The sequence below is a fragment of the Streptomyces sp. STR69 genome (assembly GCF_024519455.1).
Classification (GTDB): Bacteria; Actinomycetota; Actinomycetes; order Streptomycetales; family Streptomycetaceae; genus Streptomyces.
Genome location: NZ_JALJRY010000039.1, coordinates 69,735 through 92,234 on the forward strand (window position 1 = coordinate 69,735; position 22,500 = coordinate 92,234).

At 70.9% G+C, this 22,500-nt stretch carries 21 protein-coding genes; 14 read left to right on the forward strand and 7 right to left on the reverse strand.

Annotated elements, in window-relative coordinates:
- Positions 1 to 3: 3 nt before the first annotated feature.
- The 6 genes from OC490_RS43980 (at position 4) to OC490_RS44005 (ending at position 5,980) form a co-directional block, all read left to right on the forward strand.
- Positions 4 to 1,329, forward strand: coding sequence for a sensor histidine kinase (locus OC490_RS43980; RefSeq protein WP_262063676.1), 1,326 nt, complete (start codon positions 4 to 6; stop codon positions 1,327 to 1,329).
- 15 nt (positions 1,330 to 1,344) lie between these two features.
- Positions 1,345 to 1,992: a LuxR C-terminal-related transcriptional regulator gene (locus OC490_RS43985; protein WP_262063677.1), complete on the forward strand. Its 648-nt coding sequence runs from the start codon at positions 1,345 to 1,347 to the stop codon at positions 1,990 to 1,992.
- A gap of 191 nt (positions 1,993 to 2,183) precedes the next feature.
- Positions 2,184 to 2,690 (forward strand): SigE family RNA polymerase sigma factor, encoded by a 507-nt coding sequence (locus OC490_RS43990; RefSeq protein WP_262063701.1) that lies wholly within the window; start codon positions 2,184 to 2,186, stop codon positions 2,688 to 2,690.
- An 11-nt stretch (positions 2,691 to 2,701) separates the two neighbouring features.
- A complete protein-coding gene (locus OC490_RS43995) occupies positions 2,702 to 3,250 on the forward strand; it encodes a hypothetical protein (protein ID WP_262063678.1) in 549 nt (182 codons plus the stop codon).
- Positions 3,251 to 3,311: 61 nt separating this feature from the next.
- Positions 3,312 to 4,721 (forward strand): glycosyltransferase, encoded by a 1,410-nt coding sequence (locus OC490_RS44000; protein ID WP_410099254.1) that lies wholly within the window; start codon positions 3,312 to 3,314, stop codon positions 4,719 to 4,721.
- Positions 4,718 to 5,980: a glycosyltransferase family 39 protein gene (locus tag OC490_RS44005; RefSeq protein WP_262063679.1), complete on the forward strand. Its 1,263-nt coding sequence runs from the start codon at positions 4,718 to 4,720 to the stop codon at positions 5,978 to 5,980. The genes OC490_RS44000 and OC490_RS44005 overlap by 4 nt, the downstream gene beginning before the upstream one ends.
- A 13-nt stretch (positions 5,981 to 5,993) precedes the next feature.
- Here the strand turns inward: OC490_RS44005 and OC490_RS44010 are convergent, their stop codons facing one another.
- Both OC490_RS44010 and OC490_RS44015 read right to left on the reverse strand, forming a co-directional pair.
- Complete coding sequence (locus OC490_RS44010; RefSeq protein WP_262063680.1) at positions 5,994 to 6,638, reverse strand: class F sortase; 645 nt, start codon at positions 6,636 to 6,638, stop codon at positions 5,994 to 5,996.
- Between the two features lie 118 nt (positions 6,639 to 6,756).
- Entirely contained in the window at positions 6,757 to 7,275 is a 519-nt protein-coding gene (locus tag OC490_RS44015) for a hypothetical protein (RefSeq protein WP_262063681.1), read from the reverse strand.
- A gap of 264 nt (positions 7,276 to 7,539) precedes the next feature.
- Here OC490_RS44015 and OC490_RS44020 point away from each other — a divergent pair, with 264 nt between their 5' ends.
- On the forward strand, positions 7,540 to 8,127 hold the full coding sequence (locus tag OC490_RS44020; protein WP_262063682.1) for an NADPH-dependent FMN reductase: 588 nt from the start codon (positions 7,540 to 7,542) through the stop codon (positions 8,125 to 8,127).
- A gap of 142 nt (positions 8,128 to 8,269) precedes the next feature.
- On the opposite strand, the gene OC490_RS44025 is transcribed toward OC490_RS44020, so the two are convergent.
- Positions 8,270 to 9,025: a TetR/AcrR family transcriptional regulator gene (locus tag OC490_RS44025; protein ID WP_262063683.1), complete on the reverse strand. Its 756-nt coding sequence runs from the start codon at positions 9,023 to 9,025 to the stop codon at positions 8,270 to 8,272.
- A 135-nt stretch (positions 9,026 to 9,160) separates the two neighbouring features.
- Here OC490_RS44025 and OC490_RS44030 point away from each other — a divergent pair, with 135 nt between their 5' ends.
- A complete protein-coding gene (locus OC490_RS44030; RefSeq protein ID WP_262063684.1) occupies positions 9,161 to 10,666 on the forward strand; it encodes an MFS transporter in 1,506 nt (501 codons plus the stop codon).
- Between the two features lie 91 nt (positions 10,667 to 10,757).
- On the opposite strand, the gene OC490_RS44035 is transcribed toward OC490_RS44030, so the two are convergent.
- From OC490_RS44035 to OC490_RS44045, 3 genes are all read right to left on the reverse strand, one after another.
- Positions 10,758 to 11,693 (reverse strand): RNA polymerase sigma-70 factor, encoded by a 936-nt coding sequence (locus OC490_RS44035; RefSeq protein WP_262063685.1) that lies wholly within the window; start codon positions 11,691 to 11,693, stop codon positions 10,758 to 10,760.
- A 48-nt stretch (positions 11,694 to 11,741) separates the two neighbouring features.
- A complete protein-coding gene (locus OC490_RS44040; protein ID WP_262063686.1) occupies positions 11,742 to 12,218 on the reverse strand; it encodes a carboxymuconolactone decarboxylase family protein in 477 nt (158 codons plus the stop codon).
- Positions 12,219 to 12,309: 91 nt separating this feature from the next.
- Positions 12,310 to 13,953, reverse strand: a complete 1,644-nt coding sequence (locus OC490_RS44045) for a M4 family metallopeptidase (RefSeq protein ID WP_262063687.1) — start codon at positions 13,951 to 13,953, stop codon at positions 12,310 to 12,312.
- A 111-nt stretch (positions 13,954 to 14,064) separates the two neighbouring features.
- On the opposite strand from OC490_RS44045, the gene OC490_RS44050 reads away from it, so the two are divergent.
- Positions 14,065 to 14,484, forward strand: coding sequence for a gamma-glutamylcyclotransferase family protein (locus OC490_RS44050; RefSeq protein ID WP_262063688.1), 420 nt, complete (start codon positions 14,065 to 14,067; stop codon positions 14,482 to 14,484).
- Positions 14,485 to 14,491: 7 nt separating this feature from the next.
- Here the strand turns inward: OC490_RS44050 and OC490_RS44055 are convergent, their stop codons facing one another.
- The gene (locus OC490_RS44055) at positions 14,492 to 15,181 is read right to left on the reverse strand and encodes a vancomycin high temperature exclusion protein (protein ID WP_262063689.1); all 690 of its coding nucleotides are present in this window, start codon (positions 15,179 to 15,181) and stop codon (positions 14,492 to 14,494) included.
- Positions 15,182 to 15,403: 222 nt separating this feature from the next.
- On the opposite strand from OC490_RS44055, the gene OC490_RS44060 reads away from it, so the two are divergent.
- From OC490_RS44060 to OC490_RS44080, 5 genes are all read left to right on the forward strand, one after another.
- A complete protein-coding gene (locus tag OC490_RS44060) occupies positions 15,404 to 16,270 on the forward strand; it encodes a sirohydrochlorin chelatase (protein WP_262063690.1) in 867 nt (288 codons plus the stop codon).
- Positions 16,271 to 16,443: 173 nt separating this feature from the next.
- The gene (locus tag OC490_RS44065) at positions 16,444 to 17,724 is read left to right on the forward strand and encodes a deoxyguanosinetriphosphate triphosphohydrolase (RefSeq protein ID WP_262063691.1); all 1,281 of its coding nucleotides are present in this window, start codon (positions 16,444 to 16,446) and stop codon (positions 17,722 to 17,724) included.
- Positions 17,725 to 17,817: 93 nt separating this feature from the next.
- On the forward strand, positions 17,818 to 19,083 hold the full coding sequence (locus OC490_RS44070; RefSeq protein WP_262063692.1) for an NAD(P)/FAD-dependent oxidoreductase: 1,266 nt from the start codon (positions 17,818 to 17,820) through the stop codon (positions 19,081 to 19,083).
- Between the two features lie 47 nt (positions 19,084 to 19,130).
- Complete coding sequence (gene dnaG, locus OC490_RS44075; RefSeq protein ID WP_262063693.1) at positions 19,131 to 21,035, forward strand: DNA primase; 1,905 nt, start codon at positions 19,131 to 19,133, stop codon at positions 21,033 to 21,035.
- A gap of 81 nt (positions 21,036 to 21,116) precedes the next feature.
- Positions 21,117 to 22,430, forward strand: coding sequence for an RNA polymerase sigma factor (locus OC490_RS44080; RefSeq protein ID WP_262063694.1), 1,314 nt, complete (start codon positions 21,117 to 21,119; stop codon positions 22,428 to 22,430).
- Positions 22,431 to 22,500 lie beyond the last annotated feature (70 nt).

The following is a 22,500-nucleotide window of genomic DNA, read 5'->3' on the forward strand; positions in this document are numbered from 1 at the left end:
CCCATGCCGAGCCTCCGCTCCCGCCTCCGCACGCTCGCCGTCGCCACCTTCGGCCGTCGCGCCCTGGCCGCCGTCCTCTACGGCGTGATCGCCCTCCCGCTCGCCCTGGCCGGCTTCCTCCTCACCCTCGTCGGGCTGGCGTTGGGCGGGGCGCTGTCGGTGACCACACTGGGGCTGTGGCTGCTGGCCGCCAGCGTGCGGGGCGCGCTGGCCCTCGGCGCACTGCAGCGGGGGCTCGCGCGGCGGCTGCTCGGACTGGAGATCGAACCGCCGGGCGCACCCGGCGGGACCGGGCTCCTCGGCCGGCGGCGGGGCGTCCTGCTGGACCGGGCGGGCTGGCGGGGCGTCCTGCTGGACCGGGCGGGCTGGCGGGCCGTCGGCTGCGCGCTGCTGACACCGTTCACGGCCGTCTTCGCGTACGCCGCTGTCGTCGTCGGATATGTCTACGGCGTCCTGCTCACCCTGCACCCGCTGCTCAAGCGCTGGAACTACAACACGGTGCACAGCGGCACCGACGGCTCCGTGCACCATGTGTCACTGGAGTTGTTCGGCTTCCAACTCGACTCCTGGCCACGGTGGTTGATCCCGTTCGTGGCCGGACTGCTGTTGCTGGCCCTCGCCCCCGTACTCCTCCACTACGCCCTCGGCCCGCAGCGCGCCCTGCTGACCGTGCTGCTCGGCCCCGACGCCGCGACCCGCCGTATCCGCACCCTGGAGGAGACCCGCGCCCGGGCCGTCGACGACGCCGCCGCCACCCTCCGCCGTATCGAACGCGATCTGCACGACGGCACCCAGGCCCGGCTGGTCTCCCTCGCCATGCAGCTCACCATGATCCGCGAACTGGTCACCGCCGAGGCCGCGCCCGACCGCGTCCTCGCCGTCGTCGACACCGCCCGGGGCAGCGCGACCCAGGCCATCACCGACCTGCGCCACCTGGTCAAGGGCATCCATCCGCCCGTACTCGACGAAGGCCTGCACGCCGCGCTCACCACCCTCGCCGCCGACAGCGCGCTCCCCGTCACCCTCACCACCGACATCGGCACCCGCCCCACCCCGGCCGTCGAGACCATCGCCTACTTCTGCGCCGCCGAACTCCTCGCCAACGCGACGAAACACGCCCGGGCCACGGCCGCCGCCGTCGACGTCACCGCCCGCGACGGAGTCCTGCGGCTGCGCGTCACCGACGACGGACGGGGCGGCGCGGTGGTCGGCGCCGGGTCAGGACTCACCGGCCTGCTGGCCCGGGTCCGTACCGTCGACGGCGCACTGACCTGCGACAGCCCGCGCGGAGGCCCTACGGTGGTCACGGTCGAACTGCCCCACACGTGAACGGAGCTGTGCCGTATGCGCGTCGTCATCGCCGAGGACTCGGCCCTCCTGCGCGACGGCCTGGTCCAGCTGCTCCAGCTGCGGGACGTGGAGGTGGCCGCGGCGGTCGGCGACGCGGAGTCCCTGCTGACCGCGGTGGCGACCCACGCCCCGGACGTCGCGGTCGTGGACATCCGCCTCCCGCCCACCCAGACCGACGAGGGCGTACGGGCGGCCGTACGGCTGCGGGAGCGGCACCCCGCGACGGGCGTGCTGCTGTTCTCGCAGTACGTCGAGACGACCCACGCGTCCCAACTCCTCGGCAACCCGGCCGGGTTCGGGTACCTCCTCAAGGAACGGGTCGTGGACATCGGCGAGTTCGTCGGCGCGCTGGAACGCGTCGCGGCCGGCGGCACCGCGCTCGACCCCGAGGTCGTCGCCCAACTCTTCGGCGCCGCACGCCGGTCCACCGCCCTCGACACCCTCACCCCGCGCGAACGCGAGGTCCTCGCCCTGATGGCGGAGGGCCGCACCAACCACGCGATCGCCACCGCGTTCACCGTCTCCGAGCGCGCGGTCGAGAAACACGTCGCCAACATCTTCACCAAGCTCGACCTCCCACCGTCGGACACGGGGAACCGACGGGTGCTGGCGGTGCTCCGGTATCTGGAGAACGGCCGCTGAGGCTCGGCCCGGCCAAGAACAAGCCCACTCGGCGCGATGTCGTGGTCGAGCACGCGGGGTGCGTGGCGGCGCCGCGGCCCCGGCTCCGGGCACACCCAGTGATCCAGATCACGCGGTGCGGGTGCATCGCGGAGGGGCGCCCACCGCCTTTTACACGGTGTAGGCAACCAGTGGGAGCAGAGACAGTGCGCATCGAGCAGGGTCAGGCGGGTGAGTTCGAGGAGTTCGTGGCGGCCCGCTGGTCGGTACTCCTCCATCTCGCGCGTCTGCTCGTCGGCGGTGACCGGCATCGGGCCGAGGATCTGGCGCAGGAGTCCTTGGTCAAGCTCTGGTTCGTCTGGCCGAAGGTCTCCCAGGACGCGCCGGAGGCATACGTCCGCAAGGTGATGGTCCGTGCGGCGGCGCGCTCGGGCCGGCGGCGCTGGTGGGGTGAACGCCCCGTCGAGCGGCTGCCCGAGGGGGTGATGGCCGGGGACGTGTCCGCCGACGTGGCGGAGCGGTCCCGGCTGGAGGCCGCGCTGGCCCAGTTGTCGCCGAGCCAGCGCGCCGCCGTGGTGCTGCGCTACTACCAGGACCTGCCCGAGGGCCAGGTGGCGGAGGCGCTCGGATGCCCGGTGGGCACCGCGCGCTCCCACGCCTCCCGTGGCGTGGCGCGGCTGCGACAGATCCTGACCGACGCCATCGAGCCGACACGGTGAAGGAGGACCCCATGGATCAAATGGAGCCATTCGAACGGCAGTTGGCGCGGATGATGCACGACGCACACGAGCCCGCCTCCTTCGCGCCGCGACACCGCGAACGTCTCCATGAAGGAGTACGTGCCCGTCGCCGGACCAGGGTGGTGCGCAGGACCGTCGGCTGCGCCCTGGCCGTCGTCGGCGTCGGCATCGGGCTGCTCCTGATGCCCGCCGGTCCGACCCGGGTCCAGCCCGCCGAGCCCCACCCGGGGCCCGCGACGAGCCCGACGTCCACCGGCTCGGCCCCCACACCGGGGGAGACCCCGACCGCTCCGCCCACCTCGTCCGCCACGACATCCCTGGCCAACCCCGGCGGCACGCCTTCGAACACTCCCACGGCGCCCGCCACGACCGGGAGTTCGGCCACGGCCACGGCAACTACCGGGGAGAACGCGGGAGTTACGACACAGCCCGCCACCTCCTCGACTCCCTCGGACACGGCCACCGCGCACGGCCGGAGCCAGGACGAACCGTCGTCCATCACCACGGAACTCACCGTCTCGCCCGGCTCCGGTTCCTGAACTCACCCCCGCCACTGGTGCCTTCGGCATGCCCCGAACCAGTGCACAGAAAGGGCAAACCATGATGAATGACGAGTCGCTCAGGCCGGCGGACGTGATCAACCGGCTACCGCGACGCACACCGGTGCCGACCCATCACCCCGGCCCCGTCCTGGACGTCGTCGTCCCGGTGTTCAACGAGGAGTCGGATCTGGAGCCGAACGTACGGCGCCTCCACGCCCACCTGTCCGAGGCGTTCCCGTACCCGTTCCGGATCACCGTCGCCGACAACGCCAGCACGGACCGCACCCCGCGGATCGCCGCCCGCCTGGCCGCCGAACTGCCCGGAACGGAGTGGCTACGGCTGCCCGAGAAGGGCCGGGGCCGGGCACTGCGCGCCGCCTGGTCGCAGTCGCCCGCGCCGGTGCTCGCCTACGTGGACGTCGACCTCTCCACCGAACTGGCCGCGCTGCTGCCCCTGGTCGCCCCGCTGATCTCCGGCCACTCCGACATAGCCATCGGCACCCGCCTCGCCCCCGCCTCCCGGGTCGTGCGCGGCCCCAAACGCGAGGTCACCTCCCGCTGCTACAACGCCCTGCTCCGCTCCACCCTCGCCGTCGGCTTCTCCGACGCACAGTGCGGATTCAAGGCGGTACGACGTGATGTCGCCGAAGTGCTGCTGCCCCTCGTCGAGGACACCGGATGGTTCTTCGACACCGAACTGCTGGTGATCGCCGAGCGGGCCGGACTGCGCATCCACGAGGTGCCGGTCGACTGGGTCGACGATCCGGACAGCCGGGTCGACGTCCTCGCCACCGCGCTGGCCGATCTGCGCGGAATCGCCCGCATCGGCGGAGCACTGGCCCGCGGCACCCTGTCACCGGCCGCGCTGCGATTCGACGCGGACGACGCCGACGCCGACGCGCCGACCGAACCGGCCGCCCGGCTCACGCGCGCGCAGCCCGGACCGGGCGTGCAGCTCACGCAGGATCAGCCCGGACAGGCTCCCCGACTCACTCCCGCTCAGCCCGGACAAGCTGACCAGCTCACGCGCGCACACGCCGGACCGGCCGCCCGACTCGCCCACATCGCACGGCCCCCGGCCGGACCCGCCGCCCAACTCGCGCGCTTCGCCGCCATCGGCGCGATGAGCACCGTAGGACACCTCCTGCTGTACGCGGCGCTGAGCCCGGCACTCGGCGCCCAGGCCGCCAACGCTCTCGCGCTCCTGCTCTGCGCCCTCGCCAACACGGCCGCGAACAGACGCCTCACCTTCGGACACCGCGGACGCGGCGGCGCGCTGCGCCACCACGGCAAGGGACTCGTGGTCTTCCTGATCGGCCTGGCGCTCACCAGCGGATCCCTCGCGGCCCTGCACCACGCGGCACCCTCGGCCGGCCACGCCACCGATCTCGCCGTACTCCTGGCCGCCAACCTGACCGCGACCGTGCTGCGGTTCCTCCTCCTGCGGGCGTGGGTGTTCCGCGCATGAACGAGACCATCACCCCGGCGAGCGACTGGAACGCGAGACTCTCGGAGCGGCCCGCTCCCACCCACGGCGAGTGGCGACGGCTGCGCGGGGCCGTCAGGGAGTACACCCCCGCACTGGCCTTCTACGGCGCCCTGAAACTCATCGGCTTCGCCTCCTTCATGTGGCTGCTGGACTCCGCCGGGAACTACCGCACCAAGAACCCGCGCTTCGGCGGCGGCGCCCACGCGTGGGACGTACTGGCCACCTGGGACGGCTGGTGGTACCAGCAGATCGCCGTCCACGGCTACCACCCCGAGCTGGTCCGGATCCCCGGCGCCACCGGCATGATCACCCTCGAAGGCAACTCGGCGGCCTTCTTCCCGCTGTACCCGGCGCTGATCCGGCTGACCTCCGAACTCACCGGTCTCGGTTCCTACGGCGCCGGCCTGCTGGTCTCCGTGCTCGCCTCCTTCGCCGCCGCCCTGGGGATCTACGCCGTCGCCGCGCACCTCCTGGACCGCCGCGCCGGGCTGGCCGCTGCCGGACTCTGGGCCGTGTGGCCGGGTTCCGGTGTGGAGTGGGCGGTCTACTCCGACTCCCTGTTCGTCGCCCTGGCCGCCTGGGCCTGCCACGCCGTCCTCACCCGCCGCTGGCTCACCGCCGGCCTCCTCACCTGCGCCGCCGGACTCAACCGCCCCACGGCGGCGGCACTGGTCGCCGCGGTCGCCGTAGCGGCCCTGCTCGCACTCCGCGACCGCCGCGACGGCACCCTCCGCCCACTGGCCGCGATGGCCATGGCACCACTCGGCCTGATCGCCTATCTCGGCTGGGTGGGCCACCGAATGGGCGACTACGGCGGCTACTTCAAGCTCCAGTCCGGTGCCTGGGCCCACGAGTGGGACTACGGCCGCCAGACCCTCGACGTCCTCACGTCCATCCCGGTCGGCAAGACCACCTACCTCTTCGCCTGGCCCTTCGCGGACCTGATCGGCACCTGTGTGGTCCTGCTCGGCTTCGCCCTGCTCCCGCTGCTGATCCGGCTGCGCCCGCCTGCCGTACTCGTCGTCTACACGGTCCTCACCGTCGCGCTCGTCCTGGGCAGCCAGCAGATATTCAGCAACGTCTCCCGCTATCTGCTCCCGCTCTTCCCCCTCTTCCTCCCGCTCGCCGCCGCACTGCGCCGCCTCAGCCTCGCCCACCAGTTCACCCTGCTCGGGATCGCGGCCCTGGCCTCGGGCTCGTACGCGGGCTACGCCCTCTTCGAACTCGGCGTCCCCTAACCGGACTTGGGAGCTAGCGACTGCCCGTCAGATGTGCGAACACGACGACATTCCCCTGATAACCCGTCGACCGCGAGTAACCGCCCCCGCACGTGATCACCCGCAACTCCGGCCGCCGCGCCGCCCCGTACACCTTCTGATCGGGGAAGCGGCTGGCCTGATACACCTCGACCGCGTCCACCGTGAACAGCGCCACGGTGCCGTCCAGCCGGTCCAGTTCGATGCTGCTGCCCTTCTTCAGGGCGCCGAGGTCGTAGAAGACGGCGGGCCCGTCGGCGTTGTCGACATGGCCCGCGACGACCGACGTGCCGGTCTCGCCGGGGGTGGTGCCGGACTCGTACCAGCCGGCGAGGTTCTTCTTCGCGGCCGGGGGCACGTCCAGGCTCCCGTTGCGCGTCAGCTTGAGACCCATCAGCGGGGCGTCCACATGGATGGCCGGGATACGGATGCGGTCCGGCGGCGACGGCGGCAGCGCACGGGCCGCGACGCGCCCGGCGGCAGGGTCGGGGCGGGCCTCGGCGGCGGACGGCTGCGGCGGCGCGTTCGTCTCGCCGCCACTGGTGAGCAGCCAGGCGCCCGTGCACAGGGCGCCCACGGTGACGACCCCTATCGCGGTATTGGCCCCTATTGCGGTCCTGCCGAATCTACGACGACGCATCACGCACCCCTCTCCAGTGACCAGGGCCTGCCCCGCGCCCCCTCCGGGTCACGAGGGGCGTCGGACCCGGAGGGGGAGGGGCTTGCGGTACCGGCGGACGGACAGCGGAGGGTGTCCGTCAGATCCCGTCGCCTCTCGCCCGGCGATGCAGGAGCCAGGTACCGCCCGCGGCGGCGACGGCGAGAGCCGCCACACCGGCCGCGGTCTGCACGGGGTCGGGGCCCAAGGCGCCACCGACCCCCGTCTTCACACTGCCGCGCGGCTGCACCTGCTGCCGCATCGAGGCCAGCGTCACCATCAGATCGCCGGAGACCTGCCGGCCGTCCGTGCACTTCGCGACGATCTCGTACGTCCCGGGTTGCGCGCTCGGCGGCACCTTGAACTGCCCGATCGCATCGCCCTCGTGCGTGCTCGGCGCCAGCGTGAACGTGCCGGCGCCCACCGCGCTGGCGTCACCGGCCGCCGTACCGCCGTCGCCGCACGCGGCCGTGTTCACCGTGACGTCGCCACCCGGCACGGCGCTCGACGGGAACACCTCCAGGCTGCCGGTCTCGCCGCCGTACGCCGGTGCGGTCGCGAGACCCGCGGCGGCGACGGCGAGCGCGGTACCGGTCAACAGACGGGCCGTACGACGCATCGGTGCTCCTCCGAGCTGTGGTTGGCTGCCCTTCCGAGGTAAGTGGCACCGGGCCGAGCCCGCTTCCTGAGCGCACGTCAGAAGTGTGGTGAATGGGTGTCAGAGAGCGGTCGCGACAGCCCGTCCCACCGCTGTTTCAGCAGGTCATAGGGGTACGGCGACCCCGTCCCGAAGGAGTACCCGAAGAGCGCACGCCGAGCGTGTGAACGGGTGACGCCCGATCAGACTTGACCTCAAGAATGGTTGAGGTACCAGGCTGCCCGCATGGACACCGACACCGCTCCGCTCTCCGTCACCGTCGTCATCGGCAGCAACCGCCACGGCCGCTTCGGCCCAGTCGTCGCCGACTGGCTGCTCGCCCACGTGAACGACCATGCCGACCTCACCCTCCAGGTCGTCGACGTCGCCGACACGGGCCACCTGCCCACGACCCTCGCCCCGACCCCGGAGGCGACCACCGCCCTCGCCGCCGTCACCCCGAAACTGTCCTCGGCCGACGCCTTCGTCGTCCTCACCCCCGAGTACAACCACTCCTTCCCGGCCGGCCTCAAGAACCTGATCGACTGGCACTACACGGAGTGGCGCGCCAAGCCCGTCGCCCTCGTCTCCTACGGCGGCCTCGCGGGTGGTCTGCGCGCGGTGGAACACCTCCGCCAGGTCTTCGCCGAACTCCACGCCGTCACGGTCCGCGACACCGTCTCCTTCCACAACGCGGGCGCGTCCTTCGACGACCGAGGCCTCCTCAGGGACCCCGCCGCCCCGGACGCGGCGGCGAAGGCGATGCTCGGCCAACTGGTGTGGTGGGGACGGGCATTGAAGGAGGCGCGGGAGGCGCGGCCGTACTCCGCGTAGCGCCTTCTTCGAGAAGCCTCCCGACCCGCCCCCCGGACTTCGCCCAACTCGCGGGGGAGTGGTGGGCGTTGGGGAGCGGTGAGGAGACGCCCGCGCGCACGGTGACGGTCCCGGGCCGGCCGGCCGACCCGGCGGGCGGGGTCTAACGCGCCAGCCGCAGCGACAGTCCGTCGAGGACGACCTCAAGGCCGTAGGTGAACTTGCCGTCGCGCAGGACCACCGGGTCGGTGGCCGTGGCGGCCGACTCGGCGTAGGAACCGGCGAGATGGGTGTGCCCGGCCGCGGCCTGCTGCGCGGCCGGCATCAGCCGGGCGATGAACTCGGCCTCGCTCTCCCCGGACCGGGCGACCGTGGTGAGCCAGGCGGCCTCCGTGGTGCTCATGCCGATCGTGTACGACAGGACGGCGTCGATCGCGCCGCTCGGCTCGGGGAACCCGACGGCCGTGAACAACGCGGCCAGCCGCTCCGAGAAGGACATCAGGTTGGGGCCGAGATAGGCGAGCCCGGCCTGCCCGAGGACCGAGGACAGCCAGGGGTGCCGTAGCGCGGTCGCACGGAAGGAGCCGGCGGCCTCGGTGACCGCGGCGCGCCAGTCGGCGGTGTCCGCGGCCGGGACATGGATCTCGGCGGCGACCTCGTCCACCGCGAGCTCCATCAGCTCGTCCTTGGTCGCGACATGCCGGTAGAGCGAGGTCGCGCCGGCGCCCAGGCGGGCGCCGAGCTTGCGCATGCTCAGCGCCTCGATGCCGTCGGCGTCCAGCATCGTGATCGCCTCGCGGACGATCGCGTCCCGGCTGAGCGCGGGCTGATCGGGCGCGCGCCGCGCACGGGCCCACACGGAGGGGATGGGGTTCGGCTCCGGCGTGCTCTTCGTCGTCGGCTTCGTCCTGGCGGCCATCTGGAGGGCTCCTTCGTGCGGGCCGTGCGTACGTCGTTCGCATCCAGCGTACAGAGTTCAGGGATTGCGCACACCGTTCCTCTGTGCGTACAGTGTGCGCATTGAAGGAACGGTGTACGCATGAAGGGAAGCCCCATGGAAACCCGAAACCCCCGGCGCTGGTGGATCCTCGTCGTGCTGTGCCTCAGTTCGCTGGTCCTGGTGGTCGACAGCATGGCGCTGACTGTTGCGGTGCCGTCGATGACCGAGAGCATCGGGGCGAGCGCCCAGGACACGCAGTGGATCCTCGACTCCTACATCCTGGTCTTCGCCGGCCTGCTGCTGACCTCCGGAAGCCTCGGCGACCGCTTCGGCCGCCGGAAGGTGATGCTCATCGGCCTGCTCCTCTTCGGGGCGGCCTCACTGGCGGCCACGTTCTGCACGAACCCCGGCGAGGTGATCGCCGTACGGGTGGCGATGGGGGTGGGCGGGGCGCTGATCATGCCGTCGACGCTCTCGATCCTCATCACGGTCTTCGATGCGGAGGAGCGCGGGAAGGCGATGGCGGCCTGGGGTTCGGTGTCGATGCTGGCGCTGGTCGGCAGCCCGGTGCTCGGCGGCGTACTGATCGACCACTTCTCGTGGCACTCCATCTTCTTCCTCAACGTGCCGGTCGTGGCGCTCGCCCTCGTGGCCGGGGTGACGCTGATGCCGGAGTCGAAGGGCCCGTGGCAGAAGCCGGATCCGCTGGGCGCGGTGCTGTCGGCGGTCGGTATGACGGCGCTGATCTGGTGGATCATCGAGATCCCGCAGCACGGCGCGTTCGCGGGCCGAGGGCTCGTCACCCTGGTCGTGGCGGTCGTCGCCCTCGCCGGATTCATCGTCTGGGAGAACGTCACTCCGACCCCGATGGTCCCCCTGGTCCTCTTCAAGCACCGCAATTTCAGCGGTGGTTCGCTCTCCCTGACCCTGGTCCAGATAGGCAACGGCGGTCTGCTGCTGGTCCTCACGCAGTATCTGCAGTTCGTGCTCGGCTACTCGCCGGTCAAGGCGGGCCTGGCCTTCGTCCCGCTGGCCGTCACAGCGCTCGTCGGCAACGCGGCCGGCGCCAAGTTCACCGCCAGGTACGGCCACCGGTACCTGATCCTGGCGGGCATGCTGGTGATGGCCTCGTCCTTCGTCCTGCTCGCCACGGTCACCGCCGACACCGGCTTCACCGTCCCGGCGGTGGCGCTCGGACTGCTCGGACTGGGCGCGGGCCTCGCGATGCCGGCGGCGGTGGGCGCGCTGATGGGCACGATCCCCGAGGACAAGGCGGGCGTCGGCTCGGCCCTCAACGACACCATCCAGCAAGCCGGTACGGCCCTGGGCATCGCGATCCTAGGGTCCCTCCTGTCGAGCGGCTTCGCCGACCGGATGCCCTCCGGTACGTCCGAGGAGGCCAGGCACTCGATCGGCGGGGCGCTGGCGGCGGCGCACGGGGACGCGGGACTGGTCCGCACGGCCCAGGACGCGTTCACCCACTCCATGTCGACGACCTTCACCGTCAGCGCGGTTGGCGTGGTCGCGGCGGCGGTGCTGGCGGCCGTGGTGATGCGGGACGGGAAGCGGGATGCGGCCACCGCGGAACAGGACCTGGGCGAAAGGGAGTTGGCCGCCTGAACCGCAACTCACCTACAGAACAGGGCCGTTGCCCGATGCGGGCAACGGCCTTGTCGTCACGCCTGTCTGTCCGTCCTGTCCGTCCTGTCTGTCAGTCGGTCCGCCGCCTGGCGTGCCTCAGCTCGCGGTCGACGGCCCAGGCGTCGGCCACCGGGCCGAGGTGGGTGAGCTTGTCGGGGTTGATCACCGCGCGGATGGTCTGGATCTGGCCGTCGAGCACGTCGAGGGCCAGGGCGTGGAGCACCTTGCCGTCGCGGTCCCGGAAGAGCGCGCCGGGCTGGCCGTTGACCTCGTGCGGCTCGAACGACACATCGATCCGGATCAGCCAGGGGAAGACCGTACCGAGCACCCGGGCCACGTTCTCCGCGCCCATGACGGCCTTGGCCAGCTGCGGGGCCTTTCCGCCGCCGTCCCCGACGAACTGCACGTCGGCGGCGAGCAGTTCACGCAGCCCGCCCACGTCACCGTCCTTCAGCGCGTCGAAGAACCGGGTCGCCAGCTCCTGCCGCTCCTGCCGGTCCGCGGCGAACCGCGGCCGCTTGTCCGCCATGTGCCGCCGGGCCCGCACCAGCAGTTGCCGGCACGCCGACTCCGAACGCCCCACGGTCGTGGCGATCTCGTCGAAGCCGAAGGCGAACACCTCCCGCAGCACGAACACCGCCCGCTCCAGCGGGCTGAGTTGCTCCAGCAGCAGGAGCGCCGCCATCGACACCGAGTCGGCGAGCTCCACCGACCGTGCCGGATCCTGGTACGGGTCGCTCAGCAGCGGCTCCGGGAACCAGGGCCCGACGTACTCCTCCCGCCGTACCCGCGCCGAACGCAGTACGTCGATGGAGATCCGCGTGACCGTGGCCGACAGGAACGACTTGGTCGAGGTGGGCCGGGTCGTCGAGCCGTCGTAGCGCAGCCAGGTCTCCTGGACCGCGTCCTCGGCCTCGCCCACACTGCCCAGGATCCGATAGGCGATCGAGAACAGCAGCGGTCGCAGCTCCTCGAACTCCTGGGCCTTCCGGTCGGTTTCGCTCACGCGGGGATCTCCTTGTCCTGGCCGGTGCGGGTGGGGTGCGGGTGGGGTTCAGCCGAAGATGCCGGGCTTGTAGTCGCCCGCGCAGGGCTGTCGGGTGATGATGTTCAGCCGGTTCACCGAGTTCATGAAGGAGATCAGGATGACCAGTGAGGTGAGCTGCTCGTCGTCGTAGTGCTTGGCCGCGTGCGCCCACACCTCGTCGCTCACCCCGCCGGCCGCGTCCGCGACCCGGGTCCCCTCCTCCGCCAGTGCCAGCGCGGCCCGTTCGGCCTCCGTGAAGACCGTGGCCTCGCGCCAGGCCGCGACCAGGTTCAGCCGGACCGAGGTCTCGTCGGCGGCTGCGGCCTCCTTGGTGTGCATGTCGATGCAGACGGCGCAGCCGTTGATCTGGCTGACCCGCAACGCCACCAACTCCTGTGTCAGGACAGGCAGTTCGGAGTGCTTGAGCGACCTGCCGACCGCCATGAACTGCTTGGCGGCCTTGCCGGCGGTCGGGCTGGCGAAGAAGTTCAGTCGTGCGTCCATGGTGCCCTCCGTGGGCCGTCGTCGTCGGTGACTGCACTCACGAGACGAGACGGCCCGTTCCCCTGTGACATGGACGCATGTGACCCGGGTCTCAGCCCACGTTGACCGCGCTCCAGGCCGCGGCCACCGCGCTGTACTCCGAACTCCCCACGCCGTAGAGGTCCTTGGCCGCACTGAGCGTCGCCGTGCGGGCCCCGGCGTAGTTCGTCGAGGACGTCATGTAGACCGTCAGCGCCCGGTACCAGATGGCCCCGAGCTTGTCCCGGCCGATCCCGCCGACCGATGAGCCGTTGCAGGTGGGCGAGTTGTAGTCGACCCCGTTGACGGTCTTCGCGCCGCTGCCCTCCGCGAGGAGGTACGCGAAGTGGTTCGCGACGCCCGACGAGTAGTGGACGTCCAGATTCCCGACGGTCGAACTCCAGCAGTCCGCGGAGTTGCCGTCCTTGGACGGCTTGTCCATGTACCGCAGTGCCGACCGGCCGAATCCGGAGCGGACGATCTTCTCGCCGATGAGGTAATCCCCCTTGTCGGAGGCGTTGTTGGCGTACCACTCCACCAGCGTGCCCATGATGTCGGAGGTGGCCTCGTTCAGCCCGCCGGACTCGCCCGAGTACGTCAGCGCGGCCGTCTTGGACGTCACACCGTGTGTCATCTCGTGCCCGGCGACGTCCAGCGCCACCAGCGGACCGAGCTGCGTCCCGTCACCGTCGCCGTACGTCATGCAGAAGCAACTGTCGTCCCAGAAGGCGTTGTTGTAGCTGTTGCCGTAGTGGACCCGGTTGTACGAGCCCTTCCCGTCGCCCGCGATGCCGTTGCGGCCGTGGATGTTCTTGTAGTAGTCCCAGGTCTCGTTCGTGCCGTACTGCGCGTCCACCGCGGCCGACGAACGGTCCGAACTCGCCCCGGTGCCCCAGTGGTTGTCGGTGTCCGTGAAGACCGTGGACGGGGCCCGGCTGATGCAGATGCCGAGGATGCACAGGTCCGTCTTGTTCGCCGCGTCGCCGGTGTAGGTCCCGCCGCGCGTCGCGTCCTTGAGCTGGTACGTCGATCCCGACAGCGTCGTCTCCAGCGGCACCGTCCCGCTGTACAGCGACTGCCCGTCGCCGGTCGCCGTCTCCACACTGTCCCAGGCGTCGATCCGGGCGCCGGTGCGGGCGTCGGTCAACACCGTGCGGGCGACCGGGTTGCCGAGCGAGTCCTTGGCGACGACGTTCGTCCGCCAGGCGAGCTTCGGGGTGCCGTGCAGGGCGTCGACCATCAACTGTGGCTTGGCGGTTACGCCTTTGAGCGCCTCGCCGAGATGCGCGGCCCGCAGCGCGTTCACCGCCAGGTCCGCCGCCTTCGGAGCGGCCACCTTGGGCGTCACGGACGACAGGGATATGGAGGCACGGGTCGCACGGTCGGCGCTCCGATAACTCCCGTTCGGAGCCAGATGCACCACGAAGTCACCGCCGAGCACCGGGAGTTGACGGTACGTCCGGTCGTAGCGGACGTGCTGTGTGCCGTCCGGGTCGACGATCACGTCCCGGACCGACGTGCCCTCCGAGGCCGTCAGCCCCAGACTCGTGGCATGGGCGAGCAGCGCGGACGCGGCGTTCGCGATCGCGGTGCTCCGGGTCGGCCGGTCGACGGCGTGGGCGGTGGGGGAGAGGGTGGCGGCCAGCAGGGTCGCGGCGCCGGCCGCGATACCGGCCGTGGCGAGACGGGAACCATGAATGTGCCGTGTCCGACTCATCGGTCTCCTCAAGAACGCAAGTGGGGGGCGTGGGGGCCGCGTTGATGTTGAATGAGATTTAAGAGGTCATGACATGTCATGTCCATAGCGCGTGCAAAGAGCCGGAGAGTGATGACGACGCCCCTCCCCTTCTTCGTCTACGGCACCCTCCGCCCCGGCGAGCCCAACCACGACCTCTTCCTGCGCGGCCACACGGAGTCGGAGGAGCCCGGACACCTGCACGGCGCCGTCCTCTACGAAGGCCCCGGCTACCCGTACGCCGTCGAGGACCCAGGCTCGGTGGTCGTCGGCGAACTCGTCACCGCGCGCCCCGCGTCCTACCCCCGACTCCTCCTCGCCCTCGACCGACTTGAGGACTACGCCCCCGGAGACCCGCGCAACCTCTACGAGCGCGTCGAACGCCCGGTGACCCGAGACGCCGACGGCATCGCCGTACCCGCCTGGGTGTACCTCGCGGCCCCCGCCGTCACCGCCGCCCTGCGCACCCACGGCACGCCGATCGAGGGCGGCGACTGGTACAACTGCCGCTGAACAGCGCTCAGTTGCTGCCGGAGGCCAGCGCCCGCGCAACCCCCTTCTCCTTCGGGCCGAGGAACTGCGGATCGGGATGGACCACCACGTCCAGCGCCGCCTTGCCCGCCGCGAACACCTCGCGGGTACCGCCGTAGTACCAGGTCGCGTTGTGCGCCTCGTCGACCCCGACACCGTACGAGTCGACCCCCGCCGCCTCGCACAGCGCGACCGCCCGCCGGATGTGGAAGTTCTGACTGATGAGCACGGCCTTGTCGACGCCGAAGATCTTCTTTGCGCGGACGCAGGAGTCCCAGGTGTCGAAGCCGGCGTAATCGGTCACCACGCGCGCGCGTGGCACCCCGTGCTCGGCCAGGTAGACGCGCATCGCGTCCGGCTCGTCGTAGTCCTTGCGGCTGTTGTCACCGGTCACCAGGACGACCTTCACCCGGCCCTCCCGGTACAGCGTGGCCGCCGCGTCCAGCCGGTGCGCGAGATACGGCGACGGCTCGCCGTCCCACAGCCCGGCCCCGAAGACCACGGCCACATCGGTGCGCGGCGCGTCCTGAAGGGTCCGCAACCGGTCCGCCGTCGCCACCCACAGCCAGGTCGCCGGAAGCAGCGCGAGGACACACCCGAGGGCCACCCCCTGCACGAGCTGCCGCCACCCGGCACGCGTGCGTGGCAGTCGCGGCCGGCGAAGTCTCGGGCGACGCATCAGACGTATCAACGGGGGCCCCTCCGCGTTCGGTTTCGACAGTCACAGACGCGCTGTAACGCGCTCCGGTTCGCCGCCGGCAGTGTGACCGGCTTCACTGTGAACCCTGAATCCGCAGGTCACCTCGCCTCACACACCCCCCGCACCCCACCGTGAACCCCCGGAAAACCCCCGTCATTCCGGTGCAACGGCACGGCAACGTCCTACCGCCACCATCTGTCCATGACGGCGTCGCATCATCCCCACGACGAGTCCACGACCCTCGACAGTACGGCGCATCTCATGAACCGGATCAGCAGTCAGCTCGCCAGCCAGCTCAGCCTCGTCTCCCTGAACGGCAGCCGGCGCCCCGACCCGCCCGCGCTCGTCCTGGTGGCGCACGGCAGCCGCGACCCGCGCGCCCTGAGCACCGTACGAGCCCTCGTGGAACGCGTCGGCGAACTGCGCCCCGGCCTCCCCGTCCACCTGGGCCACATCGAACTCAACGAGCCCCGCCTCCCGGACACCCTCACCGCACTCGGCCCCACGGATGCCGTCCTCGTCCCGCTCCTCCTGGCCCGCGGCTACCACGTCAAGCGGGACATCCCCGAACTGGCCGCCGAGACACAGGCACGCACGCGCGTGGCACCCCCTTTGGGCCCGCACCCCCTCCTCGTGGAGACGCTCTACGACCGCCTGGTGGAAGCGGGTTGGCGCACGAGGACGGACGACCGGACCCGCCGCTCCAGCGCCGTGGTCCTGGCAGCGGCAGGCTCCAGGGACCCCGAATCCAAGCTGGACACCAACCACACGGCCCAACTCCTCGCCGACCGCCTGGGAGTCCCCGTGATCCCCGCGTACGCCTCGGCGGCGGCCCCCACGGTCCAGGCAGCAGTCCGGGCGTTGGCCGCCCGAGGCCGCCACAGGGTGGCAGTGGCTTCGTGCTTCACAGCCCCCGGCCGCTTCGCGACACAGTGCGCGGAGCAGGCCCCGTGGATCGCGTCGGCCCCGCTGGGAGCCCACCCCGCGATGGCGAGGCTGGTCCTCCACCGCTACGACCAGGCGCTGATGACGACGGCGAGCACGGAACCGGAACTGGCTTCGGCTTGATACGCAGGCAGGGGCAGCCGGGCAAGGGGCGCGGGGTTGTATCGATTTGCGGCTCCGCCGCGTGGGCGCGACCAGCCACATGCGACCCGCACCCACAAACGAAACCGCACCCGGCAGACGCATAGGCGCCCCGCAACTCCTGAATTGTCACTGCCTGCGCTTACTGTCGAGACATGTCCTACGACGCGCACGCAACCGAACGCTGGGCCCCCGAACCCGACAAACGCCCCGGCCGCACCGCCTTTCAGCGTGACCGCGCGCGCGTACTTCACTCCGCTGCTCTCAGAAGGCTCGCCGGCAAAACCCAGGTGGTCACCCCGGGAACCCGCAGCCAGGCCTGGGACGCCAGCCCCCGCACCCGCCTGACCCACTCCCTGGAGTGCGCCCAGGTGGGCCGAGAGCTGGGCGCAGCCCTGGGGTGCGACCCGGACCTCGTGGAAGCCGCCTGCCTCTCGCACGACCTGGGCCACCCTCCCTTCGGCCACAACGGCGAACAGGCACTGAACGAATTCGCGGACGACTGCGGCGGTTTCGAGGGCAACGCCCAGTCCCTGAGACTCCTCACCCGCATCGAGCCCAAGCGCTTCACCGCCGAAGGCTCCGTCGGCCTCAACCTCACCCGAGCCACCCTCGACGCCGCCACCAAGTACCCCTGGCCGCGCGGAGGGCACCCCACCACCCCCAAGTCCCCCAAGTTCGGCGTCTACGAGGACGACAGACCCGTCTTCGACTGGGCCCGCAAGGGCGCCCCCGGCACGCGCACGTGCTTCGAGGCCCAGGTCATGGACTGGTCGGACGACGTGGCGTACTCCGTGCACGACGTCGAGGACGGCCTGCACGCGGGACACATCGACCCCAACTGCCTGCACGCCGAACCGGAACGCCAGGAGATCTTCAAGGTGGCCATCGGCCGCTACGCCCCCGCGGACACGGCCCCTGACGAACTCGCCGAGGCGCTGGACCGACTGCAGAACGAGCCGTGGTGGCCGCACGGCTACGACGGCTCGGCGGTCGCGCAGGCCCGCCTCAAGGACGCCACCAGCCAGCTCATCGGCCGCTTCTGCCTGGCCGCCGAGGCCGCCACACGCGCGAGATACGGCACCGGCCGCCTCACCCGCTACGACGCCGAACTCGTCGTACCGCACGAAGCACGGCTGGAATGCGCGGTCCTCAAGGCGGTCGCCGACCGGTACGTCATGCAGCGCGCCGAGCAGGAGCGCATCCGCGCCGACGAGCGCATCGTGGTCGCCGAACTCGCCGAGGTGCTCACGACGCGCGCTCCCGACGGTCTGGAGCCGCAGTTCCGCGCCCAGTTCGACGAGGCGCCCGACGACCGGGCCCGCAAGCGGGTGATCGTCGATCAGATCGCGTCATTGACGGACGCGTCGGCGCGGTCTCTTCACGCGCATCTCACATCCCTGGGGCACAGTGACGCGAAACAAGCCCGAATGTGACCCTCCGTGGCCTGATCGGGCCACACCCCCTTCCCGCATCACCCTGCGTGCGGGACGCTCGCATATGGCGGCACCCTTACGAGGAGGCATCAAGTGGTCGACGCGGATCAGACATTCGTCATCGTCGGAGGAGGCCTGGCCGGCGCCAAGGCGGCCGAGGCGCTCCGAGCGGAGGGCTTCACCGGCCGCGTGATACTGATCTGCGACGAACGCGACCACCCGTACGAGCGTCCGCCACTGTCCAAGGGCTACCTCCTCGGTAAGGAGGAGCGCGACAGCGTCTTCGTCCACGAACCCGCCTGGTACGCGCGCAACGACATCGAGCTGCATCTCGGCCAGACCGTCGACGCCATCGACCGTACGGCGAAGACGGTCCGCTTCGGAGACGACGGAACCCTTGTCCACTACGACAAGTTGCTCATCGCCACCGGCTCCGAGCCCCGCCGCCTCGACATCCCGGGCACGGACCTCGCGGGCGTCCACCATCTGCGCCGCCTCTCGCACGCCGAGCGCCTCAAGGGCGTCCTCGCCACCCTGGGCCGGGACAACGGCCATCTGGTGATCGCCGGCGGCGGCTGGATCGGCCTGGAGGTCGCGGCGGCGGCCCGCGAGTACGGCGCCGAGGTGACCGTCGTGGAACCCTCGCAGACCCCGCTGCACGGAGTCCTCGGCCCCGAACTGGGCCAGCTCTTCGCCGATCTGCACGCCGAGCACGGCGTCCGTTTCCACTTCGGCGCCAAGCTCACCGAGATCGTCGGCCAGGACGGCATGGTCCTCGCGGCCCGCACGGACGACGGCGAGGAGCACCCCGCGCACGACGTACTCGCGGCCATCGGCGCGGCCCCCCGCACCGCGCTCGCCGAGGCGGCGGGCCTGGAACTGGCCGACCGCGCGCACGGCGGCGGCATCGCGGTCGACGAACGGCTGCGCACCTCCGACCCCGACATCTACGCGGCCGGTGACGTGGCCGCCTTCCACCACGCCCTGTTCGACACCCGGCTGCGGGTGGAGCACTGGGCCAACGCCCTCAACGGCGGCCCGGCGGCGGCTCGCGCGATGCTCGGCAAGGACGTCACCTACGACCGCGTGCCCTATTTCTTCTCCGACCAGTACGACTTGGGTATGGAGTACTCCGGCTGGGCGCCCCCGGGCTCCTACGACGAAGTGGTGATCCGGGGAGACGCGGGCAAGCGCGAGTTCGTCGCCTTCTGGCTGAAGGAGGGACGCGTGCTGGCCGGGATGAATGTGAATGTGTGGGACGTCACAGAGCCCATCCAGCAGCTCATCCGCTCCCGTACTCGCGTGGACACCGAGGCCCTGGCGGACCCACACGTTCCACTGGACAGCCTGGGCGTCTAGAGGTCCGACTCGTCACTGGTGTCAGTCCGGCCCCGTAGAATTCACGCGTGGCTGGACGGATCAACGACGAGGACGTGAAGGCGGTTCGGGACGCGGTCCCGATCGACGCCGTGGTGTCCGAGTACCTCCAGCTGCGGAACGCGGGCGGCGGCAACCTCAAGGGTCTCTGCCCGTTCCACGACGAGAAGTCGCCGTCCTTCCAGGTCAGCCCGAGCAAGGGGCTCTTCCACTGCTTCGGCTGCCAGGAGGGCGGCGACACCATCACGTTCGTGATGAAGGTCGACCACCTCACCTTCTCGGAGTCGGTCGAGCGGCTGGCCGCCCAGGCCGGCATCACGCTGCGGTACGAGGAGGGCGGGTACAACCCCGCCCACCAGCGCGGCGAGCGCATCCGCCTGGTCGAGGCCCACAAGGTGGCCGCCGACTTCTACGTGGAGCAGCTCGCCGTCAGCCCCGAGGCGGACATCGGCCGCAAGTTCCTCGCCGAGCGCGGCTTCGACCAATCCGCCGCCGAGCACTTCTCCGTCGGCTACAGCCCCCAGGGCTGGGACCACCTCACCAAATACCTCCGCGGCAAGGGCTTCAGCGACAAGGAGATCCTCCTCTCCGGCCTCGCCCAGGAGGGCCGCCGCGGCCCCATCGACCGCTTCCGGGGCCGGCTGATGTGGCCGATCCGCGACATCGGCGGCGAGGTCGTCGGCTTCGGCGCCCGCAAGCTCTACGAGTCGGACAACGGCCCGAAGTACCTCAACACGCCCGACACCGCGATCTACAAGAAGTCCCAGGTCCTCTACGGCATCGACCTCGCGAAGAAGGACATCGCCAAGTCCTCCCGCGCGGTGGTCGTCGAGGGCTACACGGACGTCATGGCCTGCCACCTCGCCGGAGTGACGACGGCCATCGCGACCTGCGGCACGGCCTTCGGCACCGACCACATCAAGATCCTCCGCAGGCTCCTGATGGACAACGGCTCGGCGCGCGTGATCTTCACCTTCGACGGCGACGCGGCCGGCCAGAAGGCGGCCCTGCGCGCCTTCGAGGACGACCAGAAGTTCGCCGCCGAGACCTACATCGCCATCGCGCCCGACAACATGGACCCCTGCGAACTCCGCCTCGCCAAGGGTGACGAGGCGGTCGCCGACCTGGTCCAACCCCGCACCCCGCTCTTCGAGTTCGCGCTGCGCCAGATCGTCGTCCGCTACGACCTCGACACCCCCGCCGGCCGCGCCTCCGCCCTGGACGAGGCCGCCCCGATCGTCGCCCGCATCAAGAACAGCGGAGCCCAGCACGAGGTCGCCGTCCAGCTCGCCGGCATGCTCGGCATCCTCGACACCCAGTTCGTGGTCAAGAGGGTTGCCCAGCTTGCCCGTTGGGCCCGCGACCGAGGCGGCAAGGGCCCGGCACCGACGGGGGGCGGCGGCCAGCAGCCGTACGACACCGCCCCCCGCACCCCCACCGGCGGCCCCGCCCTCACCCTGCGCAACCCGGTCTTCGCCACCGAACGCGAACTCCTCAAACTCGCCCTCCAGCGCCCCGAGTTGGTCTCCCCGGCCTTCGACGCGTACGGCGTCGACGAGTTCACCGCCGCGCCCTACGCGGCCGTACGCGAGGCGATCATCGAGGCGGGCGGCGCCGAGTACGGCCTCCAGGACGCCCAGGACTATCTCGTCCGGGTCCGCGAGGCGGCACCGGACGACGCCGTCCGCGCGATGGTCACCGAGCTCGCCGTGGAGGCGATCCTGCGCCGCACGGTCGACGAGAACTACGCGGGCGAGCAGCTCGTCACCGTCCGCCGAAGAGCCGTAGTGCGCCGTATCCACGACATCCAGGGTGCGCTCACCCGCCTCGGCAGCCACGGAGACTCGGCGGAACTGGCCGCCGTACAGAACGAGTTGTGGGTTCTTCAGCAGTACGACCAGGCACTCCAGGTGCACGGCGCCACAGCGCTCTGAGCGCGTAGTTACGGAACGGACTCAAAAAGTCACCGCACGCCCCTCGTGGCGGCGATGTGTCGTACTCCACACTGGGTTCCGGTGCCTGAGTCCTCGGAGCGCGGCCGATCCGTCCCCAGCGGGTCCTTCACCCCCGCGGTTCCGCTCATCGAGTACGGGACGGATTGCGGCGAGGCCGCCCACTCCGCCCCTGAAGTACCGCTGCCGTACCCCCTGGCAGCGATCATCCTGGAGGTCGCCCCCGTGCAGACCCAGACCCTCGACCAGACCGAGACCAGCACGACGGACGGCGCGGAACCGGACGCGGAGACCGATGTCCTCGCGACCGTCCCCCCGCAGAGCCGTGCCGCGCACCACCCCGAAACCGCGGAGCCGGAGAGCCCGCCCGAGCTCGAAGAACCGACGGCCGAGGCGGTGGAGACCGCCGAGGCCCCGGAGCCCGACGAACGGCCCCGGCCCCGGAGCCGGGTCGCCGACACCGGCGCCCCCTCCTCGGACCTGTTCCGCCAGTACCTGCGCGAGATCGGCCGCATCCCGCTGCTCACCGCGGCCGAGGAGGTCGACCTCGCCCGCCGCGTCGAGGCCGGCCTGTTCGCCGAGGAGAAGCTCGCCGGCGCCTCCGACCTGGACAGCCAACTCGCCCTGGACCTGGACAGGTTGGTCGTCATGGGCCGGATGGCCAAGCGCCGCCTGATCGAGGCGAACCTGCGGCTCGTGGTCTCCGTGGCGAAGCGGTACGTCGGTCGCGGACTCACCATGCTCGACCTCGTCCAGGAGGGAAACCTGGGCCTGATCAGGGCAGTTGAGAAATTCGACTACGCCCGCGGCTACAAGTTCTCCACCTACGCCACCTGGTGGATCCGCCAGGCCATGTCCCGTGCCCTCGCCGACCAGGCCCGCACGATTCGCGTCCCGGTGCACGTCGTCGAACTCATCAACCGGGTCGTCCGCGTCCAGCGCCGGATGCTCCAGGAGCGCGGCTACGAGCCGACCCCGGAGGAAGTCGCCGACCACCTGGACCTCGCGCCCGAGCGCGTCAGCGAGGTGCTCCGCCTGGCCCAGGAGCCGGTGTCGTTGCATGCGCCGGTGGGGGAGGAGGACGACGTTGCCCTCGGCGACCTGATCGAGGACGGCGACGCCACGAGCCCTGTCGAATCCGCCGCGTTTCTGTTGTTGCGGCAGCATCTGGAAGCGGTGCTGTCGACGTTGGGGGAGCGTGAGCGCAAGGTCGTACAGCTCAGGTATGGGCTGGCTGACGGGCGTCCGCGCACGTTGGAGGAGATCGGGCGGATCTTTGGCGTGACCCGGGAACGGATACGGCAGATCGAGTCCAAGACTCTCAACAAGCTGCGGGACCATGCATTTGCGGATCAGCTGAGGGGTTATCTGGATTGATCCCGGCTGCGGGCCGGTGGGGGCTGGTCGCGCAGTTCCTCGCGCCCCTAAAAGAACGGGGCGGGCCCGG